Source organism: Clostridium sp. AM58-1XD (assembly GCF_003464085.1).
Classification (GTDB): Bacteria; Bacillota; Clostridia; order Lachnospirales; family Lachnospiraceae; genus Lachnoclostridium_A.
Genome location: NZ_QSDR01000027.1, coordinates 33854 through 58080, shown reverse-complemented (window position 1 = coordinate 58080; position 24227 = coordinate 33854). Strand labels below are relative to the sequence as shown.

19 protein-coding genes and 4 pseudogenes are annotated in these 24227 nt (G+C 46.6%); 2 read left to right on the top strand and 21 right to left on the bottom strand.

The features are described 5' to 3' along the window. Positions 1–110: 110 nt before the first annotated feature. From mobC to DXA13_RS15785, 5 genes are all read right to left on the bottom strand, one after another. Entirely contained in the window at positions 111–446 is a 336-nt protein-coding gene (mobC, locus tag DXA13_RS15805; protein ID WP_118245846.1) for a plasmid mobilization relaxosome protein MobC, read from the bottom strand. Between the two features lie 60 nt (positions 447–506). Continuing rightward, complete coding sequence (locus tag DXA13_RS15800; protein ID WP_118245844.1) at positions 507–716, bottom strand: LLM class flavin-dependent oxidoreductase; 210 nt, start codon at positions 714–716, stop codon at positions 507–509. A 285-nt stretch (positions 717–1001) separates the two neighbouring features. Then, positions 1002–1274: a hypothetical protein gene (locus DXA13_RS15795; RefSeq protein ID WP_118245842.1), complete on the bottom strand. Its 273-nt coding sequence runs from the start codon at positions 1272–1274 to the stop codon at positions 1002–1004. 75 nt (positions 1275–1349) lie between these two features. Then, positions 1350–3161, bottom strand: coding sequence for a recombinase family protein (locus tag DXA13_RS15790; protein WP_118245840.1), 1812 nt, complete (start codon positions 3159–3161; stop codon positions 1350–1352). Next, positions 3161–3364, bottom strand: a complete 204-nt coding sequence (locus DXA13_RS15785) for a transposon-encoded TnpW family protein (RefSeq protein WP_181995707.1) — start codon at positions 3362–3364, stop codon at positions 3161–3163. Before DXA13_RS15785 ends, DXA13_RS15790 begins: the two co-directional genes overlap by 1 nt. 336 nt (positions 3365–3700) lie before the next feature. On the opposite strand from DXA13_RS15785, the gene DXA13_RS15775 reads away from it, so the two are divergent. Beyond that, complete coding sequence (locus tag DXA13_RS15775; protein WP_118245836.1) at positions 3701–4453, top strand: sigma-70 family RNA polymerase sigma factor; 753 nt, start codon at positions 3701–3703, stop codon at positions 4451–4453. A gap of 59 nt (positions 4454–4512) precedes the next feature. Next, the gene (locus DXA13_RS15770) at positions 4513–5415 is read left to right on the top strand and encodes a hypothetical protein (protein WP_118245834.1); all 903 of its coding nucleotides are present in this window, start codon (positions 4513–4515) and stop codon (positions 5413–5415) included. A gap of 43 nt (positions 5416–5458) precedes the next feature. Here the strand turns inward: DXA13_RS15770 and DXA13_RS15765 are convergent, their stop codons facing one another. From DXA13_RS15765 to DXA13_RS15695, 16 genes and pseudogenes are all read right to left on the bottom strand, one after another. Next, positions 5459–5812: a TnpV protein gene (locus tag DXA13_RS15765; RefSeq protein WP_118245832.1), complete on the bottom strand. Its 354-nt coding sequence runs from the start codon at positions 5810–5812 to the stop codon at positions 5459–5461. Between the two features lie 159 nt (positions 5813–5971). After that, positions 5972–6817, bottom strand: coding sequence for a hypothetical protein (locus DXA13_RS15760; RefSeq protein ID WP_118245830.1), 846 nt, complete (start codon positions 6815–6817; stop codon positions 5972–5974). 40 nt (positions 6818–6857) lie between these two features. After that, on the bottom strand, positions 6858–7943 hold the full coding sequence (locus tag DXA13_RS15755; protein WP_118245828.1) for a hypothetical protein: 1086 nt from the start codon (positions 7941–7943) through the stop codon (positions 6858–6860). Between the two features lie 183 nt (positions 7944–8126). Beyond that, positions 8127–8687 carry a hypothetical protein gene (locus DXA13_RS15750; protein WP_118245826.1) on the bottom strand — a complete coding sequence of 187 codons (561 nt, stop codon included), beginning with the start codon at positions 8685–8687 and terminating at the stop codon, positions 8127–8129. An 86-nt stretch (positions 8688–8773) separates the two neighbouring features. Beyond that, positions 8774–9091, bottom strand: a complete 318-nt coding sequence (locus tag DXA13_RS15745; RefSeq protein ID WP_118245824.1) for a hypothetical protein — start codon at positions 9089–9091, stop codon at positions 8774–8776. 138 nt (positions 9092–9229) lie between these two features. Next, positions 9230–10810: a hypothetical protein gene (locus tag DXA13_RS15740; RefSeq protein ID WP_118245822.1), complete on the bottom strand. Its 1581-nt coding sequence runs from the start codon at positions 10808–10810 to the stop codon at positions 9230–9232. 23 nt (positions 10811–10833) lie between these two features. Continuing rightward, positions 10834–11877 (bottom strand): sigma-70 family RNA polymerase sigma factor, encoded by a 1044-nt coding sequence (locus DXA13_RS15735; protein WP_118245820.1) that lies wholly within the window; start codon positions 11875–11877, stop codon positions 10834–10836. A gap of 510 nt (positions 11878–12387) precedes the next feature. Further along, positions 12388–15014 (bottom strand): annotated as a pseudogene (gene ppdK, locus DXA13_RS15730) (pyruvate, phosphate dikinase). A gap of 240 nt (positions 15015–15254) precedes the next feature. Next, the gene (locus DXA13_RS15725) at positions 15255–15839 is read right to left on the bottom strand and encodes a hypothetical protein (RefSeq protein ID WP_118245818.1); all 585 of its coding nucleotides are present in this window, start codon (positions 15837–15839) and stop codon (positions 15255–15257) included. Positions 15840–15855: 16 nt separating this feature from the next. Beyond that, positions 15856–16281: an MATE family efflux transporter gene (locus tag DXA13_RS22010; RefSeq protein WP_243009176.1), complete on the bottom strand. Its 426-nt coding sequence runs from the start codon at positions 16279–16281 to the stop codon at positions 15856–15858. 47 nt (positions 16282–16328) lie between these two features. Next, the gene (locus tag DXA13_RS22005; protein ID WP_243009175.1) at positions 16329–17168 is read right to left on the bottom strand and encodes an MATE family efflux transporter; all 840 of its coding nucleotides are present in this window, start codon (positions 17166–17168) and stop codon (positions 16329–16331) included. A gap of 238 nt (positions 17169–17406) precedes the next feature. Next, positions 17407–18794 (bottom strand): annotated as a pseudogene (locus DXA13_RS15715) (glycine--tRNA ligase). A gap of 69 nt (positions 18795–18863) precedes the next feature. Further along, on the bottom strand, positions 18864–19499 hold the full coding sequence (locus DXA13_RS15710; protein WP_118245816.1) for a hypothetical protein: 636 nt from the start codon (positions 19497–19499) through the stop codon (positions 18864–18866). 153 nt (positions 19500–19652) lie between these two features. Further along, the gene (recO, locus tag DXA13_RS15705) at positions 19653–20246 is read right to left on the bottom strand and encodes a DNA repair protein RecO (protein WP_347559886.1); all 594 of its coding nucleotides are present in this window, start codon (positions 20244–20246) and stop codon (positions 19653–19655) included. 113 nt (positions 20247–20359) lie between these two features. After that, positions 20360–21264: pseudogene (era, locus tag DXA13_RS15700) on the bottom strand (GTPase Era). Between the two features lie 12 nt (positions 21265–21276). Beyond that, positions 21277–24209, bottom strand: a pseudogene (locus DXA13_RS15695) (insulinase family protein). Between the last annotated feature and the right edge of the window lie 18 nt (positions 24210–24227).

Here is a 24227-nt window from a genome sequence, read left to right as displayed (position 1 = left end):
ACATTTTGCCCGTTTGATTTTCTGGTGGCCGAATTTTTGTCGCCCACCAGACTGCAAAATCAAAACGACATTTTGTCGTTCTGATTTTTGGTTCCTCTGATCTGCCCACGTCAGTTGATTTTAGAAAGCTGTTCCAAAATGCTGCCAAACAGCGCCCGGTTCTCGGCCAGCGCGGTCTGAATCTCGTCAATTTTGTCCGGGTAGTACCCACCGCCAGAGTTGACCCGCCGCGCAATCTGGTTTAAGTTGTTGGACGCCGCCCGCAGGTACTTCGCGCACTTGTCCAGCTCCGGCAGGTCGAGCCGGATGATGTAGCCGTCGATGCACATCTTACGGATATAGGCACTCATGTTATGGACATTCGCCAGCTCCATCTTCTGCTCAATCAGCGCCCGGTCCCTGTCCGACACCTTGAAATAAATGCCGCCTGTTTTTTCTTTTCCCATGAATCCTCCATAAACAGAAAAAGGGCGGCCCGCTTGACGCAGACCGCCCCGATGATGTTGTTACTTTCGTTTCCTCCACACGATTTCATAGCCCAGCACGTCGGCCAGCTCCACGGCCTCCCGGTAGCGCAGGGAGCCGCGCCGGAGCTTGCCGGACAGGTTGGGGACGCTGGCGCTCCAGCCATGTTCCTCCGCCAGCTTCTCCACCACCTCGCTCATGGTCATGCCCTCGCGGACGATGTAAGCCTTGATTTCGTTCCTCGTGTTCATCAAGCTGCCTCCTTTTTTGGTGCGCCGGACGGCGAAACGGTTTTTCTCTGCGGCGAGCCGCGTTCGCCGTCCGGCGCGGTCTGGTGAGTTGTCTCCATCAAATAAAAGCGCCTCCGGCGTAGTCCAGTTCATGGGGGCGCATATTGGGTTTCGCCGTTTCGCGTGAAGCCGTGCGGAACCGTGAATTTACCAGCGGAACAGGGAACCGGCTTCGCTGACCGGCGTGGCGCTGTCCCGTGAAGAACCGGCACAAAAGGCCGCTTTCGTTCGCTGTTCCCACAAGCGTTAAAGTTCGCCGTCGTCCAGAGGGGCGTCAAATACACGGAGCGCGCCGCCCTCGCGGACGAGATACCCGGCCTGCTCCAGCTCCCGCGCCACCTCGGACACGTCCTCCAGCGTCATCCGGCAGGCGGAGACAAGTTCGTAGTCCGTCAGCGCCCGGTCCTCCGGCAGACTGAACAGCACCATAAGCATCCCTTTGGCCCGGACGGACAGCGCGCCGCTCCGAAGGGGGCGAACCGGCACGGCGATATATTCATTCCTTCTGATGATTTTCATTCCACTACCTCCATTTTTTTTGCACGCAAAAGTGGCCCGTGAAAAATCACGGGCCACTTGGCGTAAGGTTGGTTATTAAATTGTTTCAGGTTCCTGTCCGGTGGCCAGCTTCTTTTGCCGCTCCCGCTCTTTCTTGCGCAGGTATTTCCTGTGGTTGGCAGCGTGGCGTTTGCGCCGCCGTTCTTCCTCCGCCAGTTCCTCCGGCGTCGGCTCCGGCAGCGGCACGTCAAATTTGCCGATGAATTTCAAGTGAATCTCCACCTCCTGCACACGCTCCCCGCTGGAGCGGTCCGGCGCGTGAACGAGGATTTTCTCGATAAACTCATGGAGCATCGGCGTTGTAAGTTCGGTAAAGTCTGTGTACTTCTTCGCCAGCGCGAGGAACTGTCCGGCTTTCGCCGTGTCCTCATTGAAAGCGTCCAGCTCCACCTGCGCCTTACCGATGGCCTCGTCCAGCTCCGCCTGCTCCCGCTCATACTCGCCGGACAGCAGCTCGAACCGCCTCTCCGTGAGCTTGCCCGTGGCAAAGGCTTCATAGAGCTTCTTAATCAAGCCGTCCAGCTCGGCGCTCCGCTTGCGGTCGCGGTTCAGCTTCCGTTTCCGGTCCTTCGCGGCCTCCGCCTGCCGGAGCTGTGACGCCTCCCGCACCCGCTGGGTAAATTCCGTCTCATTGGAAATCGCGTAGCGGCTCACCATTTGGATGGTTTCCAGAATCAGCGCCCGCAGCGCCTTTGTGCTGATGTGATGGGAACAGCACTTGTTCGTCATGTTCTGGAACGTCAGGGTATAGGTGGAGCAGTCATAGCTGTCGGCGGGGTAAAGGCCGGTGGCGGGGTCTTGTCCCTTGTCCGGGTACTTTTTGCGCCCGCCACGGTGGTTGTACATCTTCGCGCCGCAGTCCGCGCAGTACACCAGCCCCGTCAGGGGATTGGCCTCGCCGGTGGTGTCCGTGCGCCGCACCGTCCTTTTCACCTGCTGGGCAAGCCGCCACGTTTCCGCGTCCACGATGGCCTCGTGGGTGTTCTCAAACACCAGCCACTCCTCCGGCGGGTGGCGCACCGCCCGTTTGTCCTTATACGATTCCTTGTGGGAACGGAAGTTGACCGTGTGGCCCATGTATTCCGGTTTGGAAAGAATCGTGCACACAGTATTGCCGTACCAGTTATATGGTTCCGCTTTCTCTAACGCTTTCTTCCAGCGCCCATAGCCCTTCGCGGCCATGTAATAGGACGGGCACTCGACCCGTTCATCACGCAGAATTCTTGCGATCTCATAACCGCCGTGCCCCTCGATGCTCAGCCGGAAGATGCGCCGCACCACGGCGGCGGCCTCCCCGTCGATCAGCCAGTGGTGCTTGTCCTCCGGGTCCTTCCGGTAGCCATAGATTACGCTGTTGGTGGTCGGCTTGCCGGATTTGCCACGCACCTGATAGGCCGCTTTCTGTTTCCGGCTGCAATCGCGCAGATACCACTCGTTCATGATATTGAGGAACGGGGCGAACTCGCCGCTGTTCTGGTCGGCGCTGTCCACGCCGTTGCCGATGGCGATAAAGCGCACACCCCGCTGGCGGAACAAAACCTCCGTATAGAAGCCGGTCTGTAAGTAATCGCGTCCCACCCGGCTCATGTCACAGGCGATGACGCAGTTTACCCTGCCCGCCTCGATGTCCGCGATCAGCCGCTTCCAGTCGGGCCGTTCAAAGTTTCCGCCTGAAAATCCGTCGTCCGTATAGTGGCGGGGATTGGGGAAGGCGTTCTGCCTTGCGTAGTCCTCCAGCCGTTTTTTCTGATTCATTATGGAATTACTGTCCCCTGAAAGCTCGTCGTCGCGGGACAGGCGCTCGTATAGCGCGGTGATAAGCTCTGTTTCCGTCTGTCTGGTTGCCATTAGGCGCTCCTTCCAGACTGACGGCTCATTTGTGGCGCTTTCATTGTACCACAATCCGGGCTGTTTGTCAGCGCCTCATTTTGAATCATCCGCATGATTTTATCCGCCATCGTCTCCGTGCCGGCGTCGCTGAAATGCACCTTGACCTTGTAGGTGGTGGAACCAATACGGCGTGTCAGATATGCAAAGCCCTTCTCTGTCAATCGTACCTCTCTTTCTTGCGTTATGGCCGCAACCCCTGTATAATGTTGGTAAAAGCGTTCCGTGCGATGTATGCCGTTTTTGGGGAGGGAGAAAAAACAGTCCCGGACACCTGATGTCAATGCGTCCGGGACTGTATGCCGCGCCGGTCGTGCAGGCCCATGCCGCGCTCTCCCCAGCGGCGGGCCTACAAATGATCCTTACGGCCTCTCTCCATAGAGCAAGTAACCTGTTAAATGCAGCAGCAGATTACCTCCCTATACTGATAGGAGAAAAACAGGGGGCAAAGCGGAACTGTTTACACGAAATTGTGAAATTATTTTTCAGGGGGTGAGATCATGACGGTTGACGGCACGGTGGAGTGGGAGGACGAGGGTTCAGCCCCCGGACTGCCAGAACGAATCGAGGCGGAGCTGGCGCTGGAGCGGGAGCAGGCCCTTGAAGCGGAGCTGGAGCGGGAGGAACGTCCTCCCGAACCGGAGCCGGAGGACGAACCGGAACCGGAAAGGGCGATGCTCAAGCGCGAGCTGAAACGGGCCGCGCTGGACCGTCTGGAGAACGCCGCCAGAACGCCGGAAGAATTCAAGAAAGTGATTGCCGAATGGGACAAGCTGGCAAGCAACGAGGCCCGCAGGCTTCGGGATCACGAAATAAGCCGGGGCGACGTTCCGCTGGAGTATGGGAGGGCGATGGACGGGGCCGTTTTTCCAGCCTCCTTCATGGAGCCGCGCCAGAGGCAGTTGATGAGCGGCAATTTTATAGACCTCATTCACGACTGCCCCTTTGAGCTGCACGAGCTGACGGCGGACGCGGCGCTCTCCGGGATGCTGCGCCGCCTGCGGGACGATCACAAGGAAATTTTCTACTGGCATTTTATCCGCCAGCTCTCCTGCGCCGAGGTGGGGCGGATACGGGGCCAGTGTGACCGGAACATCCGAAAGACGCGGGCGGTGATCGTCAGGAAGCTGCAAAAAGAGCTGCTCCGGGTGCTCGCTGCCAGAGCGAAAGCGGGGCGCGGCCTTTCTATCCGCCAGCGCGCGTTTCTGGAGGGCGGGATAAACGCCGCCCTTGACGGCGGCGGGGACGGCTGATACAATAGTAATATCATATTTTGTCGTTTAGATTACATAGAAGGACGGAAGGGGAGACAATGAACAATCTGTTTCAAAAGACAAGCGCCCACTGGGTGCGCTATGACCGATATGAGTTGAGGTCGGCGGCGGACGAGAGCCGGTATGTGACCCCGGCCAAGGACGCGAAGCCGGAGGTATACGACCCCCTGAAAGTGGCGGAGGCGCTGGTGCTGGACGCCTTGAACGTGGGGCTTCTGCTGATGAGGCGCTCGGAGGATTTGGAGATTCAAAAGGCCGCACTGGATTTTGTGTCCCGTTACGGGCTGCTGGGTTTCATGACCGCGCTGCCCACCACGCCCAATTTTATGGACTACGAGGCAGTCTATCTGCCGAAGAACAACTTTATCAAGGAGGAATCTCTGGGGACGGACGATTACATCTCACATTTTTATCCCTTTGGGAAGCCGGATTTCAAGAAGCAGGGGATTGAATCCATGTGGAATATTACAGGCGACCGGACCATGCTGGCGCTGGCCATGACCTTCAGTGACAAGCCTATGGCCATGAACATGAGCTTTCAGAGGGAGTACGCCGAGCCGTATGACTGGCTTCTCAAGCAGTTCAAGGACTGGGCCTTTCTGTTCTGGACGGCGAGGTTCTATTATGAGGATGAAGATACGCTGAATGAGGAGACGCGCGGCCTGATGCGGCAGGCCATGACCGCCTTTGACGGTATAGCGCCCTCCTACCACATCGCCCTGCTGGACAGGCCGACCCTCGTGTGGGATTTCCATTCCCTGCTGCTGGGCGTCCAGATGATGTTCAGCTTCGCGCTGACGGACGAGCAAAACAGCCTGCGCGTATGCAGGCAATGTCAAAAGGCGTTTGTCGCCACCCGGCCCAGCGCCGTCTTTTGCGGCCCCCAGTGCAAAAACCGGTACAACGTCTACAAGAGCCGGGCCAAGGGGTCCAAGACATAAAAACAGGCGCAGCATCTTGACTGCGCCTGTTTTTGTGGATTTATCACCGTGCATAGACCAGCTCGTCCAGAACCATTTCCTCGGCACGGTGCCGGATGCTGTTCATACGGCCCACCCATTCCATCTGATTGGACGCTTTCAGGGCCTCCGTCACGCCCTCACGCGCCGCCATAGCCGGGATGAGCCTGTCCAGCCGCTCGTTGCAGGCCGCGTCGATCTCCGCCAGATGCCGCCAGAGCGTTTCCGACAAGAGCATGTGGGAGTAGACGCCGGGGTGGTGTTCCTTTAAGCAGCGAAGCCGCATCCGGCCATATCTGCCGATCTGATAGTCCGCCGTGTCCGACAGGGCGATGTCCGGGATATAATAGTCCCCGCACTTTGTATAAGTCAGTTCCATATCTGGCTCCTTCCTTTGTGGTAATAAAAGTTCAGATGTGACAGCTTTCGCTAAGGTTCTGCTCCTTTCCCATAACTGCCTTTCCATTCGCCACAAATGAGCCGCCAGTCATGTTGTATTTGGTGGGGTAATCCACCCTTTACAACATAACTCTTGTGATTAAAAACTATTAATTGCTTCTATGATTTCATATTTGTCATAGCTATTACCAACAACGCTTATGGCTTTACTCTCATCAAATACTGAAGATATCTTCTGCTTATATTCTTCTTCCGAAGCCACTTCTTCACCATTCCAAAAATATTGCCAGCATGGGTTGCCCTGTTCGTCCAATTTGAAGTCATCTCCCATAAGAGTCCAAAAATCTCCACGATATAGTTCTATTATGTGATTATCTCTTATAGAATAAATAACATCATCATATACCCCCATCTTACCTCCTGATGCGAAAAAAAGGTTCTGGCGCTCTATATATAAAGGAACCTCTCCCCATCCAGTTAACACTACATGCTCCAGTTGTTCACCATTATAATAGCAAAAAGCACCACCTGAATCATATTTAACAAATAGCTCTGGTATGTCATCATTATTTAAGTATATTAAACTATATGAATAAATAGCGTCTGTGTTCCCACGCTCTAATTCCAGCGCTTCCCACTCTTCTGTTATATATTTGATATACGCCTGTTTCCACTGTTGCTCTTCTTTTTTATCCTCCTTTTTCCCTCCTAATACTGTTTCTGCAGCAATAGTTTCCTGGCTGCTGCTTATACTGCTTTCCTCTGTTTCTGGTCCTTTAATTATTTCCTCTGTTTCCTGTTCTTCAATAGCTTCTTCTGTTTCGCTCTTTACCTCTTCTGTTGTTTCCTCAACCGATTCCTCTGTTGTTTTGATGGTTGTTTCTTCTGTGGATGTCCCAGCTACACTCGCGTTTTTCACATTGCTCTCTTTACAACCAGATAAATATACTGCTGTTACCAGTATTACTGTTATTAATCGCCTCATCTTCTGCCCCTCTTTATATTTGTCTTTGCTGCCACCCACCTTATTGTGCTGGCACAAAAGTATAATTGGATTCTATCTCTTGTATGACTTGCTCTGCATATGCAGGATCTTCAAAAAATTCTCTTGCCGCTTCTCTGAATATTTCTTGATTAGCAAATATTCCTGTGGTATATAAATTAATGAGTTCATTTTTATATAGCTCATTAAACTTATCATCTGTCATCTGTGGGATTTCCTCTTTCCATGCGCCATCAAAATCTAAACTATACCCGTCTGGTGTATAGCAATCCTTTAACATGTATCCATCTTCGCCAAAATAGTAATGCTTTCCTCCTATCTCTTTCCATTGATTAACCGGATATGTACCATCCCCATTGTCATACCACCTTCCTGTTTCATCCTCTCTCCAGCCTCCAGTGACCTTGTTTTCTGCAAACTGTTTAGTGCCATACTTAGGAATAATTTCGGTTTTATATTGTGATTTCTGATTGATTTGGGTTGAAAACTCCCCATTTGTAGTAATACTTCCTACTACTATATGGCTTTCTCTATAGTCAAACATATTATTTTTTTCGGTTCTTACCTTATATACATTTGCTGACCCATCCCTAAATGTTCCAATCGTATAGACTGTATCAACTTTTTCTGAAAATGACGCACATAATTCTGGTATAATATGCAATTCTCGAGTACCATCCAATTTACCAATAACATAATATAACCCATCACTGTTTGATGAACTAATCCAGTATATATAACCATCTGGATTTTCAACAAACCTGTTAAACTTAACATGTATTAACAGATAAGAACCTTCAAAGCTAAATGTTGATATTGTTGCTCCACTTTCATTAATAATAGAATAATTGAATATCCAAGACTCACCTTCCTGTACAGCTTGCTTTGAAGTACGCACTATTGCATATCCTGCGAAAAAGGGCTGTGTTCCTTCCCAATCTTCCGATTGTAATATAACTTCTCCATCACTGTTTACATACCTGCTGGGATAATCCTCATCTTTTAAACCACTTTTACTGTCATAATCTGCAAATGATGTAATTGGTAATGCGACTGATAAACATAATGTCATTGCTAAAGCCATTACCCTTTTGTATAATTTTCTCATGTTGTCCTCCTTATAAACGAGGATGTTGCAAAAAGGAATAGAGCATTGCCGCCGAAACCAGATGCAGTGACTTGGCCACTGCCTGGAACGAAATCTGGTATTGGTAGCAATGCGGATTCGACTTTTGCAACGCCCCCTATTATTAGCGGTTAGTCATTTAAACCATAGATATCATATTCATAGTCAACAGTCTTCTGCGTATGTACCATCATCTCGCTGATACATCCGTAAGTATGTTTCCAGCAGAGAAACAAAGGTGTACTTAATACGAATCATTCCTATGATCCGTTCTGCTTCTGAGACATTATCAGGAAAGTATGCGTGGACATCCTCTTCAAACTCTGCCTGATCGTAATAGAAGCCTGTGGTATAACATCTAATAAATGTGTTTATTTTCACCTGTTTATAATATCCTACCAGTCCTTTTTGATCATTATAATCGTATACTTCTTCCTTGGTCATTTGCGGAATGCTCTCTACCCAGACACCATTTTCGTCAACAACATAACCATCCTGAGTTGCCATATCTCTTTCTAAATATCCTAAAATATCAAAATGATAGGTCTTCCCATCTATCGTTTCCCAACAGTCAGACGGGTAACTACCATCATCCCTCTGATACCACCATATTTCCATATAATCATTATCTTTCTTCCATTCACCTGCCAGCGAAACGATAGAGGTGGATAATGTTAAACATAAAGCTGTAGCTAATGCTGCAAAACCTTTCATTATCTTTTTCATACTATTCTTCTCCTTTATTTCTATATTTTTTATTTTCTCATTTTTTCTACCTAATTTGAACATATTTTAGGTAACTCAATTTTTATTTACGCATAATAGTTATATCCTTTTTTATTAGACATATATACACTCTTATCTATTAAGCCAAATAAACCTTTCTTCTCATAACACCTGCCTCTCATGTATACTCTTCTATCTGTTAATATTGAAAATGACTTTTTTAACATTCCTGTTTTGAAATAATTTTTTAAATAAGTATCTCCTAATATTGCCTTTATCTCTCCATTGCTATCTACTAATACATCGCTTTTTATCTTTTCTTCACTGGACTTACCTTTTACCAATTTGTCTGGATTTATTTTCTCCTGGCCATACGCTATATTCTCTGTTCCATGTCTACTCACGCCTCCATCAAACTTATAATCGTTTTAAATTTCATTTAGTTGATATGTTGCTTATAAAAATACACATTTTTTGTTCATACTTTTTTATTCTTACTTTTGGGTGCTTGATATATACTATTGTCAAGCACCCTTCATTATTTAGTCGTTAATTACTATGTCTCCGACTACTTTATATGGGCATTCAACATTGCCTCCACTTTCAAAACCATTACTACTCCATTCAGACGCAAAAAACTCTTCTTTACTCACATTCATTGCAACTTGTCCTGCAATTAATAATTTGCAGTTTGGTTCATTATCCGAGATAAAAAAATCTTCATTCCCTTGCTGTATCCATTCACTCGCTGTTACCTCAAATCCCTGCTGCATAATATCATCTACCCAAGAAGCTTTACTTTCATCAGACCAATCTGATGCGCTTTCTTCTTTTAATAACAATTCCTTCAAACCACTCACTTTATCTATCTGATACAAATTAAATTCGAAACCTGTTCCATCACCGCTTACATATACATACCCCTTTGATGATGCCCCAATAACTTTCCTATCACCAAAATTTTTGATATATATCCGAAATTTATGTTCCTCAGCCCATAATAATCTTGTACACAATCTTTTTTCACCTAGAAATTTAATTTTCCCATCTTCTATATGATACATATGCAAGTCTATGTCCATCCCCTCATCTTGTGAAGGCTTCATTGTAAATACCATAAGCTCTGGCATACCATCTAAATCCATATCCTCGATGTGTGTGCTGATAATTCCTGTATCTAAAACTGCTGGTATTCTCCTAAATCCATATTCTCCCATACCATACCCATATTCCACATGGAAACTGTTAAACTTCCCATACTCATTGATCAGCACATCATTCACATATTTGTTATAGGCTTCTACCGGATTGTTATTTACTAAATCTTTCTGCTCGCGCTCTGCCTTGGTTGCTTTTGTTATGGAATCCGTTTTAAACACTCCATTCTGCATGTAATAAATCGTATCTCCATAAACAAAATATTCCTCTATGCCTTCTCCGGTCACTCGTTCTGTTGTATCTCCAGCCACCCTGTAAACAACATTACTATATGGTTCTCCCATTCCATACCAATCCGCATTGCTATGTATACAATATGTCCAATCTCCACTCTGCTGCAGCTTTTCATACTTACGCGGATATCCTTCTATTTCTTGACTCCATAGTATCTCTCCATTCTCTAACCTGTTTATAAATCCGAACATGAGGTCTGCATCATCTTCCGCTTCATCTGTATAACAAAAACTTACCTTTCCCTTTTCTGATGCAATACTTACAGACGTCAACCATCCTCCTGCTCCCGCTTCTTCTTTAAATCCTGTTCCATCCGTCTTTATTGAACATAGCTTTTCTTCCATCATGAAATAGATCGTATCTCCATCCACACTTAAACTAAATATCTTCTGTGGTACGCCATATACTATTTTGTCCTGTCCATCTTCTCCTAGAAAATGTATACTGTTTCCATCCACGTAATATTTTACATTCTCGTCATAATAGACGGTATTGATGGTATCTCCATCAGCTGGTGCTATTCTTTCCAATATTCCTGAACTATTAAATGAAAATACCTGTCTGCCTAAATAAACATCTCCTACGGCCATCATCTCATTCTTCATGAAATAATATAATTCTCCATCAATTTCTTTCCATGTATGGCTTACATAGGTTCTGTCTTCTTCCATGAATTTCCAGCCATCTTCTGCCTCTATCCAACCTGGCTCAGGTTCAGGTTCCGCTTCCGTTGGCTCTGTTGTTTCTGCACTGTTGGCCTTGGTTCTGTTTCCGGCTCTGTCTGCACTGATGTCTCTACAGGTGCATCCGCTTTTTTATTATTGTTCGCTACTGAAGATACTCCCCAAATTCCTCCGCCAATGATTGCTATTGATAATATAATTGTTACTATCCTCATCTTAGCTGTTCCAAATAGTAAAGAGAATATTCCAGCATTGGCTTTTGCTGTCCCTGTTATTGCTGCTGTTCCGATGCTTCCGCTTTGCGCTGCACCTTCTGTCGCCGTAGTTCCTGTTCTTACTCCTGCCGCGCCTAATAAACCTACATGTTTTTCTACGAGTGCCAAAACGCCATTCGCTTTCTGTTCGGACACTTTGAGCTGGGTAAACATGCTCTTTAATACCAGTATAATAACCGGTCCTGTAACTGTATGAAGGGCAACTCCCATCTCTCTTTCTTTTCGCTCGATAGAGTCTTTCATTGCTTTTCTGGCATAATTTAATCTGCTCTTTATTGTTCCAGTACTGCACATGGCTTCATCTGCAATATCTGCTATACTCTTTTCATCAAAATAGTATGCTATAACCGCTGCCTTTTGAAGCGCTGGTAAACTATCGATTACCTCTCTTACTATAGAAATTGTTTCTTTCGAATCGAGTGCATCTTCTGGTGATAAATCCTTATTCCTGTCTTCAATGTTTTCAAATAAGAATTCATCATCTTCTCCTACTAATACTTCTGTTTTCTTTCTCAATTTTTTATGCCCTAAATTAAATACGATTCCTCCTATCCATGATTTAATATACCTATCTTCCTTTAACGTTCCGATATACTGATAAACAACTATATAAGTATCCTGTACTAAATCCCATGCCTCATTCTCATCTTTTAATATTGATTTCGCATGAAAAAAAGCGTACTTATAAGTGAGGTTATATAAATCCTCAAATGCTTTTGCGTATCCTTGCTTTGCTAATTTCACAGCAACCTGTAATTGCATATCTTCGTTCATACTCATACTCTTCTTCTCCCAGTAAAAGTTCGTTCTTTACCCGCCAAGTATCTAATAATATATACTATTATAAATCATTTTGTATTTTTATGGGTACTATAACGATTAAATTTAAATTGTCTGCTCCTTTCCCATATTGCCCTTCCTCTTTTCTCTTTTATATAAGTTAGTACCATTTCAGATCCACACAGTTTTATAATTTACAAATTTTTTTTATTTTGTGACTATTCTCTTCCCCATTATATACCAAAGGGTTTGCGTTTTCAATCAAATGAAATTTAATTCTACTAATAGTTTTTAATTCAACCTGCCTATATGTCTGCATTTTGTTTGTTCTTCATTATCAGTACCCTTGTTACTTTCCAGAAGTCAATCAATTTAACACTATACAAGAACAAGTTTTTTCCTGGAAAGTAACAAAAACGGGCCATCCGGCAGGTTTCCCTGTCGAATGGCCCGATTTATCTCGCTTGGACACGCCCCGCTCTGATGAATGGGTACTGATTTATTTATATATTATTTATCGTTTAATGCTGCCTGAGCTGCTGCCAATCTTGCGATCGGAACACGGAATGGTGAACAGGATACGTAGTTTAATCCTACCTTGTGGCAGAACTCTACGGAAGATGGATCTCCGCCGTGCTCGCCGCAGATACCTAACTTGATGTTTGGTCTTGTCTTTCTTCCTTTTTCAGCTGCCATCTGAACTAACTGACCAACACCTGTCTGGTCAAGTTTTGCGAATGGATCAGACTCATAAATCTTTGCAGCATAGTAAGAATTTAAGAACTTGCCAGCGTCATCACGGGAGAAACCGAATGTCATCTGAGTTAAGTCGTTTGTACCGAAGGAGAAGAATTCAGCTTCTTCTGCAATCTGATCAGCTGTCAGAGCTGCACGAGGAATCTCGATCATTGTACCAACATGATAGTTGATATAAAGTCCTTTTTCCTTCATTACTGCTTCTGCTGTAGCAACTACAACATCCTTAACATACTTTAATTCCTTCTTCTCGCCAACTAATGGAATCATGATTTCCGGAACGATATCGTATCCGTCTTCTTCCTTCACTTCGATAGCAGCTTCGATTACGGCTCTTGTCTGCATCTTGGCGATCTCCGGATAAGTTACAGCCAGACGGCATCCACGATGGCCCATCATCGGGTTGAACTCGTGTAATTCGTCACACTTGGACTGAACTTCTTCAATTGTAAGACCCATATCTTTTGCTAATTCAGCAATATCTTCCGGATCTGTTGGTACGAACTCATGTAACGGCGGATCTAAGTAGCGAACTGTCATAGGTCTGCCCTTAAGAGCCTTATACATAGCCTTGAAGTCACCCTTCTGGAATGGGATTAACTCATTCAGAGCTTCTTCTCTTGCTTCTACTGTATCAGAAAGGATCATCTTACGGATCTTCGGAATTCTTTCCGGATCAAAGAACATATGCTCTGTACGGCAGAGGCCGATACCTTCAGCGCCCAGCTTAACAGCGTTCTCTGTATCTGCAGGTGTATCTGCATTTGTACGAACCTGTAACTTACGGAACTTGTCAGCCCAGGACATAATACGTCCGAAGTTGCCGCCTACAGCTGCTTCTTCTGTCTCGATGTCGCCCTTGTAGATCTTACCTGTAGAACCGTCTAAGGAGATGTAATCGCCTTCAACGAATGTATGTCCGCCAAGTTCGAACTTCTTAGCTTCTTCATCGATCTTGATTTCGCCGCATCCGGATACACAGCATGTACCCATACCACGTGCAACAACGGCTGCGTGAGATGTCATACCGCCGCGTACTGTCAGGATACCCTGTGCAGCATGCATGCCTTCGATATCTTCTGGGGATGTCTCAAGACGAACCAGGATAACTCTTTCGCCCTTGTTCTCATGAGCTGCCTTAGCGTCTTCAGCTGTGAAGTAAACCTTACCAGCAGCAGCGCCTGGGGAAGCCGGAAGAGCGGAACCGATTACTTCGCCTGCCTTTAATGCCTTTGCATTGAAGGTTGGATGAAGTAACTGATCTAAGGATTTAGCTTCGATTCTGCAAACAGCCTCTTCTGGAGTGATCTTGCCTTCATCTACTAAATCGCAAGCGATCTGGATAGCTGCCTGAGCAGTTCTCTTTCCGTTACGTGTCTGTAAGAAGTATAATTTACCTTCCTGGATTGTGAATTCCATATCCTGCATATCGCGGTAATGGTTCTCCAGCTTCATAGCCAGTTCCATAAACTCGTCATAGCACTCTGGAAGGTCATCGTGTAATTTGCTGATCGGCTGTGGTGTACGAACACCGGCAACTACGTCTTCGCCCTGTGCATTAATCAGGTACTCGCCGTAGATTCCCTTTTCACCAGTAGATGGGTTACGTGTGAAAGCAACGCCTGTACCAGATGTCTCACCCATGTTGCCGAATACCATAGTCTGTACGTTAACTGCAGTACCCCAATCGCCTGGAATATCATTCATACGACGGTAAACGATTGCACGTGGGTTGTCCCAAGAACGGAAAACAGCTTTTACAGCTCCATCAGCTGAACCTTTGGATCCTGAGGGAATTCTTCACCGTTCATTGCATCCTTGTAAACCTGTTTAAATCTTGCGATTAATTCTTTTAAGTCATCAGCAGTTAAATCCGTATCGTATTTAGCGCCTTTTGCTTCCTTGAGTTCATCGATGATCTTCTCGAAGAAGGACTTCGGAACTTCCATAACTACGTCTGAGAACATCTGAATAAATCTTCTGTAAGAGTCATATGCAAATCTGGCATTGCCTGTTTTCTTAGCAAAGCCTTCTACAGAAACATCATTCAAGCCTAAGTTTAAGATGGTATCCATCATACCTGGCATGGATGCTCTTGCACCAGAACGAACAGATACGAGTAATGGATTCTCAGTATCGCCGAAACTTCTTCCATTTTCTTTCTCTAACCAAGCGATCGCTTCAAAAATCTGTCCCTGAATTTCTTCAGTGATTTTCTTTCCGCTGTTGTAGTAATCTGTACAAGCTTCTGTAGTTACAGTGAAGCCCTGTGGAATCGGCAGTCCTAAGTTAGTCATTTCTGCTAAGTTAGCGCCCTTTCCGCCTAACAGGTTTCTCATGCCGGCATTGCCTTCTTTGAACAAATAAACCCATTTTGCCATAAGTAGTTTCCTCCTAATGTTTTTGTAGATAAATGGTCTACAATTCATTTTCTATTCCATCTCCTATGCCGTTTGACATTAAGACGGTCTGAATTTATTATAACATAAACTAATTTCTAGTAAAGGGTTTTTTGCGTTTATTTGCCATAATTTTTGGCTGAAAACGCCTTGTTTCCTAGAAAAAACATAAACAAATGGCGCCTGATTCCCTCCTGTCGGACGTCATTTTATGTTTATCTTCTATAAAAGAAAATTTAAAGACAAGGCAAATGCAATGATTATCACTATCAAAATTCCTATTATAATCAGAATCGTCTTCTGTTTTTTCCTCACTTCCGGCTGTATAGAATTACCCATCAGCTCGTTTTTCTTTTCCATATGGTGGAAATACGTTTTCAGACGGCTTCCAAAAAGAATATACATCATGATGGACGTCTGAAGAATGCCCTGAATAAAGGGAGCCGCTATGAGCGCCTTAACCGCAGGGTCAGGAAAAGCCAGCCAGTCGAAAGAATATTCACACTGCCTGAAGGCATTTAAAAACGTAGCCAGTCCTCCGATCGCTGGAAGCGCAGCAATTCCCTTGTTCTTCATGATCCATGTTGCAAAGAGAAAGGACATAACAACCGGAAGGGTTATCTGGGTCATGTTGTACGTTAATTCCCCGTCGCCATAGTGAATCGATCCCAAAAGGGCCGCCAGGCTGTTGATAAAGTGAGATGCCACCCATATGCCCAGAAGCACCTTCAGCAGCTTTTCTGCGGCTTCAATCTGCCGGCGTTCCTCGTTCATTTTCTGGATTGTCTTTTCGTCAATTCCCTCCATATTTCTTCCCCCTTAATCATTTGTTCTCTACTATCATAAATCTTCCTGCCGCCAGTGTTGCAAACTCTGTCAGTGCCATTGTCACCCAGATTCCGTTCACATTGAAAAATACAGGCAGCACCATTACGAAAAATCCGTTCAGCACGATTCCTCTCATCAGGCAGATCAGCAGCGCGCGGCCTGGCTTGAGTATGGACTGAAAATATGTGCTGCTCAGCAGATTCATTCCTGTTGCCAGAAACGATATAAAATACATCCTCACCGCCGGAACAGCCATCGTGACAATTTCCTCCGTCGGCTTTACAAATGATTCGATAATGATGTCAGGTCTCGCAATACCGGCCGCTGCAAATACGATTCCCGTACAGATCGCCGCCTTCTCCCCCATTTTCCTGGTACGCACGGTGCGCTCTGCCGCTCCTGCGCCGTAATTGACCGCCATCAGCGGCTGCGCCGCCTGGGAAATACCATTGCTGATGGAATTTACGATCAGGCGCTGTTGGAAATGATGCCGTAGACAACGACTCCAATATCTCCCACATATCGGAGCAGCTGCCGGTTGAACAGGAAAATGACGATTCCGCCCGACAGCTCGATCATAAAGCTGGACAAACCGCTCACCAGGGATTCCGACATTTTTCCCAAGGACAGATGCGCCGACATTTTCAGCGTATTGTGAGGGCTGAAGAAGTGGCTGAGCAGAATCAGAACGGTCACGGCTGATCCGATCACCGTGGCGATCGCCGCTCCGGCCATCCCCATTCCCATGGGAAAAATAAAAATGTAATCCAGCACCACGTTCAGTACGCCGCCGGTAATAACGGCCAGCATCGCCGTCCTTGGAGACTTGTCATTTCTCACAAATGCCTGCAGAAACGACGAGAATACAAATACCGGGATACCCGCTATGAGAATTTTTCCATACTCCCGTACAAGGCTGTCCATCGTTTCATTCCGTCCCAAAAAACCGGTAATCTCATCGAAAAACACGTTGCAGACAACCAGGTAAAACACCATTGCGGCCGCAGCCCCGGCCAGAGCTGCCGTAAAGTAATTCCTGGCCTCCCGGCTGTTTCCCTTTCCCTTTTCAACAGAGAAATAGACACTTCCCCCCACGCCGAACATCATTCCTGTGCCAAAAAAGACGCTGAACAGAGGAAGCAGGATATTCAGTGCGGCAATGCCGATCGCACCTACGCCTCGTCCAATCATTACCGTATCCGCAAGAATATAGATCGATGTCACAAGTGTGGCGCTGATCGACGGAATAAGATAGTGGAAAAATAGTTTTTTAACGTCTCCTGTTAATAAATCCGGCTGTTTTTTCATACTCCTTACCTCTTCATCCATGTCATTGGACACGGGAATTCAATGATTGATGCAATGCTATAAATATTGATGCAATACTATAAAATTAAGAGGGTATTGCAAAAAAAGGAAAAGGACTGGCTCTCCTTTTTGCAGCACCCTCTTTATTGATATTGATTCGCAGCTGTTCGTCAGACAGATCATGCAGAAAGAATCTCTGTGCGGAGCAGAACTATGGATACACTACGCCGGGATTCCATTAAAAACGGAATTTATCCTCGAAGTAAGCTTTCAGCTCTGCAATCGGGATTCGAACCTGTTCCATGGTATCACGGTCGCGGACAGTCACTGCGTGATCTTCCTCTGAATCGAAATCATAAGTAATGCAGAATGGAGTTCCGATCTCATCCTGTCTCCTGTAACGTTTTCCGATGTTTCCTCTGTCATCGAATTCGCAGTTATAGTACTTGGACAGCTCCGTAAACACTTTCTCAGCGCCTTCGTTCAGCTCTTGGAAAGAGGCAGCACGCCGACTTTCACAGGAGCAAGGGCCGGATGGAAGTGAAGAACGGTACGAACATCACCTTCCCCAATCTCTTCCTCATCATATGCAGCGCAGAGGAATGCAAGCGTAACACGGTCTGCACCAAGGGACGGCTCGATTACGTATGGGATGTATTTTTCTTTTGACTCATCATCAAAATACGTCATATCCTGGCCGGATACATTCTGATGCTGGGTAAGGTCATAATCCGTTCTGTCGGCAATTCCCCAAAGTTCACCCCATCCGAACGGGAACAGGAATTCCAGATCTGTCGTCGCTTTGCTGTAGAAGGAAAGTTCTTCTGCCGAATGGTCACGAGCGCGCATCTCTTCGTCCTTGATTCCAAGAGTCTTCAGCCAGTTAATGCAGAATTCTTTCCAGTAAGCGAACCACTCCAGATCCGTATCCGGCTTGCAGAAAAATTCCAGCTCCATCTGCTCAAATTCACGTGTACGGAAGGTAAAATTACCTGGCGTAATCTCGTTACGGAAAGATTTACCGATCTGACCAATTCCGAAAGGCACTTTCTTACGTGATGTTCTCTGTACGTTCTTAAAGTTAACAAAGATCCCCTGAGCCGTCTCCGGTCTCAGGTAAACCGTATTCTTCGCATCCTCCGTAACGCCCTGGAAAGTCTTGAACATCAGGTTGAACTGGCGGATATCGGTAAAGTCATGCTTGCCGCAGCTTGGACAGCAGATATTTTTCTCGTCAATGAACTTCATCATCTCTTCCTGGGACCAGCCGTCTACAGATCCTTCAATCGTAATGTTGTTCTCAGCAAGATAATCCTCGATCAGCTTATCAGCGCGGAAGCGCTCCTTACAGTTCTTACAGTCCATAAGCGGATCGGAGAATCCGCCCAAATGGCCGGATGCAATCCATGTCTGGGAATTCATGAGAATCGCACAGTCCACACCTACATTATATGGACTTTCCATAATAAATTTCTGCCACCATGCCCTTTTTACGTTATTCTTGAGCTCTACGCCCAGGTTGCCGTAGTCCCATGTATTGGCAAGACCGCCGTAAATCTCGGAGCCGGGATATACAAATCCGCGGTTTTTAGCAAGAGCTACGATTTTTTCCATTGTCTTTTCCATTTGACTTAACCTCTTTCCTTTTATTGAGGCCGTGACCTGTGCGCGGAGCGCGCAGATTATCGTTTGCCTTTATTTAAAAATAATATAAGATGTTTCTCCAGTGACCTTTGCCGTATTCTTTGCAGAATCCAGCTCTACGCCCTCGGAGACAAAAAGGATTTTTCCTTCTGTCCGTATCAGTCCTTCTCCGCTTGCAATGACCGCTTTCGCTTCATTCTCTTTTCTAACATCGTCAAGCTTCACCGCTTCCTTCTTGGCATTAAAAAATGTCCCGTCAGATACGTCGCCTCCTGAAAGGGCATCTACTGCATTCTTAACTTCCAGAGAAGTGAGGCTCATGCTGTCATCCTGCTGCGCCTCGGCAAATTTTATCATATCTTCCGGCGAAGCATATTCAAATACTGCCGTCATCTTTCCATTCTTTACGGTGCATTCCTTTAACGAAACAGGCGCGCTGTCTCCCTGTCCCTCATTTGCTTCCCCATATCGGGAAATCTCGCTGTCCAGGTAAGTTTTCAGACTGTTCTCATCGTAATTATCTTTTTCATATGCCTCTACGAGAGCGCTGGATACTCTTCCGTCTCCCGTCACATAAATACTGCTGCTCTCCGGATGAAATCCGCTGCTGCCCGTATTCTTGCCTCCGCAGCCGAATAACATGGAACCTGTTAGAGCAAGCAGAAGCACTGCTGCCGCTTTCTTCATTCTACTCCTCCCGATCTGCCTCACGCCATGCCCGGTATATCCGACATCCTCCATAAAATACCGAAAATGGTCCGCTTCGGCGGATTCTTTTTACATATAGGTGACATTATACCGGGTTTCACTGATATTTTCAATACCCGGACTGTCAAAAAATTACCATCCCGCCTGTCCATAAGGGCCTGTCATAGTTTCCAGGATTTCCAGTGATTTGAATTCCCTGTCAATAAAACGTTTTCTGTTCATCTCCACACATGCGGAAAACTCCTTCAGGACTTCCTGAGTCAGCGTAAACGTATATAGTTTTTCTGACGGTGACAGGACTACAAATTCCCATGCATATGCAGCCGACTGGCTCACCGTCTTTGGGGGAATCTCCGTATATTCACCGCTGATCACCATGGCCTTGAGTTCAAACACACGGCGAACCAGCTCCTTGGGGAACACAGGCTTTAAAAGCGCTTTCAGCGCGTGATAAATCAGGGTCATCATCTGGCTTTCCCTGATATTTTCCCTCGTATAGTAATCGGCTATTTCAAGAAAGTAGGAAGCGTAACATGTGCTTTCCACATCCATGGCCAGTTCTTCAAAGTATTCCGCCACCTCTGCGCTCTTCATATTGTACGCGTCCCTTCCTTCATAAAGGGCGAATTTTGCAAACACGAACGGGCGGCAGGCTGCCATAAACGCGCTCTGGGGCCTTCTGGCTCCCCTGGCGAAAACGGTTATCTTTCCCCGTTCTCTTGTCAGGACAACCAGCCGCCTGTCTGTCTCCCCGGAAGGCGCAGCTTCAGCACCACGCCGCTCACCGTCACACTCTCCCTCACCGCTGCCACCTGTTCCGGCCTTTTGGCCTCTTTCCTCTACATGTCTTTTACATCGTAACCGTAATTTTTCATATACATTTCACTGTCGCGCCATTCCTTGCGAACCTTGACCCAGAGTTTTAGTTGACCTGTGTCTCCACCAGATCTTCAATTTCCCTCCTGGCCGCGCTTCCAATCTTCTTCAGCATGCTTCCGCCCTTGCCGATGATAATTCCCTTGTGGGAATCCCGCTCGCAGACGATACTTGCTTCAATATCCATAATACCGTTGTCTCTTTCTTTCATCAGCTCAATGGTGACGGCGATTCCGTGAGGAATCTCATCATTTAAAAGCCTCAGCGCCTTCTCACGTATCAGTTCTGCGGCAATCTGGCGCATGGGCTGATCCGTAACCGTATCCTCATCATAATACTGCGGCCCGTAAGGAAGGTACTTGAAAATCAATTCTGTCAGAAGATCGGTATTCTTCTTTTTTAATGCTGAAACCGGAACGATCTCCGCAAATTTGCAGATGTCTTTGTACGCTGCGATAAAGGTCAGAATTTCATCCTGGTTTTTTATCGTGTCGATCTTGTTGATCAGCAGAATCACGGGAGTGCTGACTTTGTTCAGCTGCTCCGCGATGTGACGTTCTCCCGCCCCGATAAATGTGGTCGGTTCCACGAGCCACAGAATGACGTCGACTTCTTTCAAAGTATGCTCTGCAATATTGACCATATATTCGCCGAGCTTATTTTTTGCCTTGTGGATTCCAGGCGTATCAAGGAATATGATCTGTCCTCTCTCGTCGGTGTAAACCGTCTGTATCCTGTTTCTCGTCGTCTGAGGCTTATCCGACGTAATCGCGATTTTCTGTCCGATCAGGCTGTTCATCAGTGTAGATTTTCCTACGTTCGGCCTGCCGATCAGCGTAACAAAGCCAGTTTTCAGCTGTTTTTCCATTTAATTCTCCTCTTATGCATGGTACAGGTTTTTAATTTCCCTGAACATCTCTTTATTTGCCAGTATTTTCTCTTCATTTCCAACGACACAGAAACTTCCCGTATCCAGCACTGCCTTGACAAGTCCTGCCAGCGCCCGTATATCTTCCGGCTCTGCCTCCAGTACCTGGTCTCTTTCCTGCTGCATCATTTCCTGTGTCACTCCGGAAAGATAGGCTGACAGTCCCCTGGCCCCCCGGATAGAAGGTGTCAGAGGCATATCCAGATCACTGATTGTTCCGATCACAAACTTTGTCATGTCCCTTTCGTCCGTCTGGAAGTTCTTCAGATATGTTACGACGCCCTCATATACTTCGTTCGTTTCTTTTAAATTCGGGTCGCGGTAGGATACGAAATACCCCTCGCCGGAGCGCCCGAAACCGCTCATACAGCCGTAAGCTCCACCCTTTACACGGATATTGGTCCAAAGATAATCGTAGCTCATCATGACCTTCAGAATTTTAAGCGCACCTGTATATCGGAAGCCCTCACTGAGGAAATTGCCGCAGCGTGCTACGTAATTGACCTGGGAAGACGTCTTAAAGCCTTCGTTTCTGTTTCCCTTTACCCATGTAAATGGATATCGTTCACAGCCGCCTTCATAAAGTCCGTTAATAAATGCCGCCGCCTTATCGTTCAGATCTTTGAGTCCTTCGTCGTCAGCGGTATAACTGATCAGCAGGTTATCCCTGGTAAACAGCTCCTGCACACGTCTTTCAGCTTGCTGATGATCTCTCCTTTTTTCTCATCGAAATTTTTGGCCGCATCTTCCAGGAAATGATAATAGGTGATTCCGCCTGTCATCTCATTGAATGCAGACGTCGGGGAGAAATAGGACGTCGCCCTGGAAACGGCTGCGGAATGGCCTGCGCTTTCAATTTTCATCCTGCCTCTGGAGCGGGTTTCATTGAGGATTTCCCCAAGGCGCTTCTCATTGTCCAGGATGGATTTCATAAAGATTTCAGACAGGATGGAAAATCCGAAATCGAGTTTCTCATATAATACGCGGATATCCGCTGCAAAAACTCCTGTAAAATCATCCGGTTTCACCAGATTCGGGTAGGATGTGACACTCAGGTTTACACCGCCGCTGTTTAAGTGAATCTCACTTGTCAGTTCGCTGTAGCTGTAATTTTCCGTATCCACATATCCCAAAACCGATTTCAGAAGTCCAACATACGGCAGATCCTCTGTCGGCACTCTGTCTGTTCCGAACAGAACTTTCAGGTATCCGATTCCCGACGTAAACATCTTGTGGCGGATTATCTTGATTCCGTCTGCCGACGTCTCTTCCCACACCAGTTTTTCCGCTTCTTTCCGGATATCGGAACGTTTCAACATCGGAATTTTTTCCAGCTCTTCTTTTGAAGACGGCATATCCTGATACTCCTTCAGCTCCCTCGTTTCCCGGATGAGACGCTGTAGTTCTTCCCCGCTCAGAGATGCCTTGTAATCTGCCAGTTTCTTCGCCAGAGCTTCTTCCTTTTTTGCCGTCATGTTTTTCTCAGGGCTTACAATAATCACCGCTTCAAAAGGATTATCCAGAAGGTACTCTGTAATCAGGCTTTCAAAATATCCTTCCTCCACCGCTTTTTTCAGGAAGTCAAAGGTCTCCTGATATTCCAGATGCATCATCGGGTCTCCGTCGTAAAGCCAGCTGTCCAGAGACTGCAGGCCGTACATCAGACCTTTTGGCGCAGAGCCGTAGTCTGCTTCCCTGTACCGGAACTCATAGTAGTTGATTCCTGCCAGGATACTCTTTCTGTTAAGCCCCTGGTCCGCCAGCTTCCTCAATGTACCCTTGAGTACTGCCAGGAACTCTCCCTTCTGATCCTTTTCCGCATTCTTTGCAATCACGGAAAAATAAGGCTGCAGAATGCCGCTCTCATATCCTCCCATGATATCCTGTCCAATGCCTGCATCCAAAAGCGCCTGTTTTAAGGGTGCTCCAGGGGCATCGATCAGGGTATATTCCAGTATCTGAAAAGCAAGGTAGAGCTTAGGTTCCAGATCGGTGCCAACCACCGTATTCACTGAGAGATATGTGGCATGATCCTCCGGTTCTTCCTCTGTAATGGAATAGAAAATTTCCTCTTCCACCGGCTCGTCGAATGCTTTCTGCATAACAATCTTGGAATTCACTTCTTTTTTCTCATAGCTGCTTAAATATTCCCTGTCCAGCCATTCCAACTTTTCCGCCATATCCATATTTCCATAGAGGTAGATATAGCTGTTGGACGGATGGTAATAGGTGCTGTGGAAATTCAGAAAATCTTCGTATGTCAGGTCCGGAATATACTGGGGATCTCCACCTGATTCATGAGTATAACAGCTGTCCGGGTACAAAAGCTTCTGGATGTAACGGTCCAGAACGCTTTCCGGAGACGAGAACACGCCCTTCATCTCGTTATATACGACACCGTTAAGATTCAGAGGCTGATCTTCTGCTTCCAGTTCATAATGCCAGCCTTCCTGCATGAATATCTTTTCCTCATTATAGATATTGGGATTGAGCACGGCATCCATATAGACATCCATCAGATTCTGAAAGTCCTTTTCATTGCAGCTGGCAACGGGATAAACGGTCTTGTCCGGATATGTCATGGCATTTAAAAATGTGTTCAAAGAACCTTTTACCAGTTCTACAAAAGGATCCTTCACAGGGAACTTACGTGATCCGCAGAGAACGCTGTGCTCCAAAATGTGGGGCACACCAGTGGAATCAGCAGGCGGGGTTCTGAATCCGATGCAGAACACCTTATTGTCATCGTCATTGGACAGCAGGAATATTCTGGCTCCCGTCTTCTTGTGCTCCAGAATCACTCCGTCGGAATCCAGCTCCTTTACCTTTCGCTCTTCCTTCACTTCATAAGCCTTCAGGCTTTTTAACTTTTCCAAATCTCTCATTAACTGTTCTCACCTTTC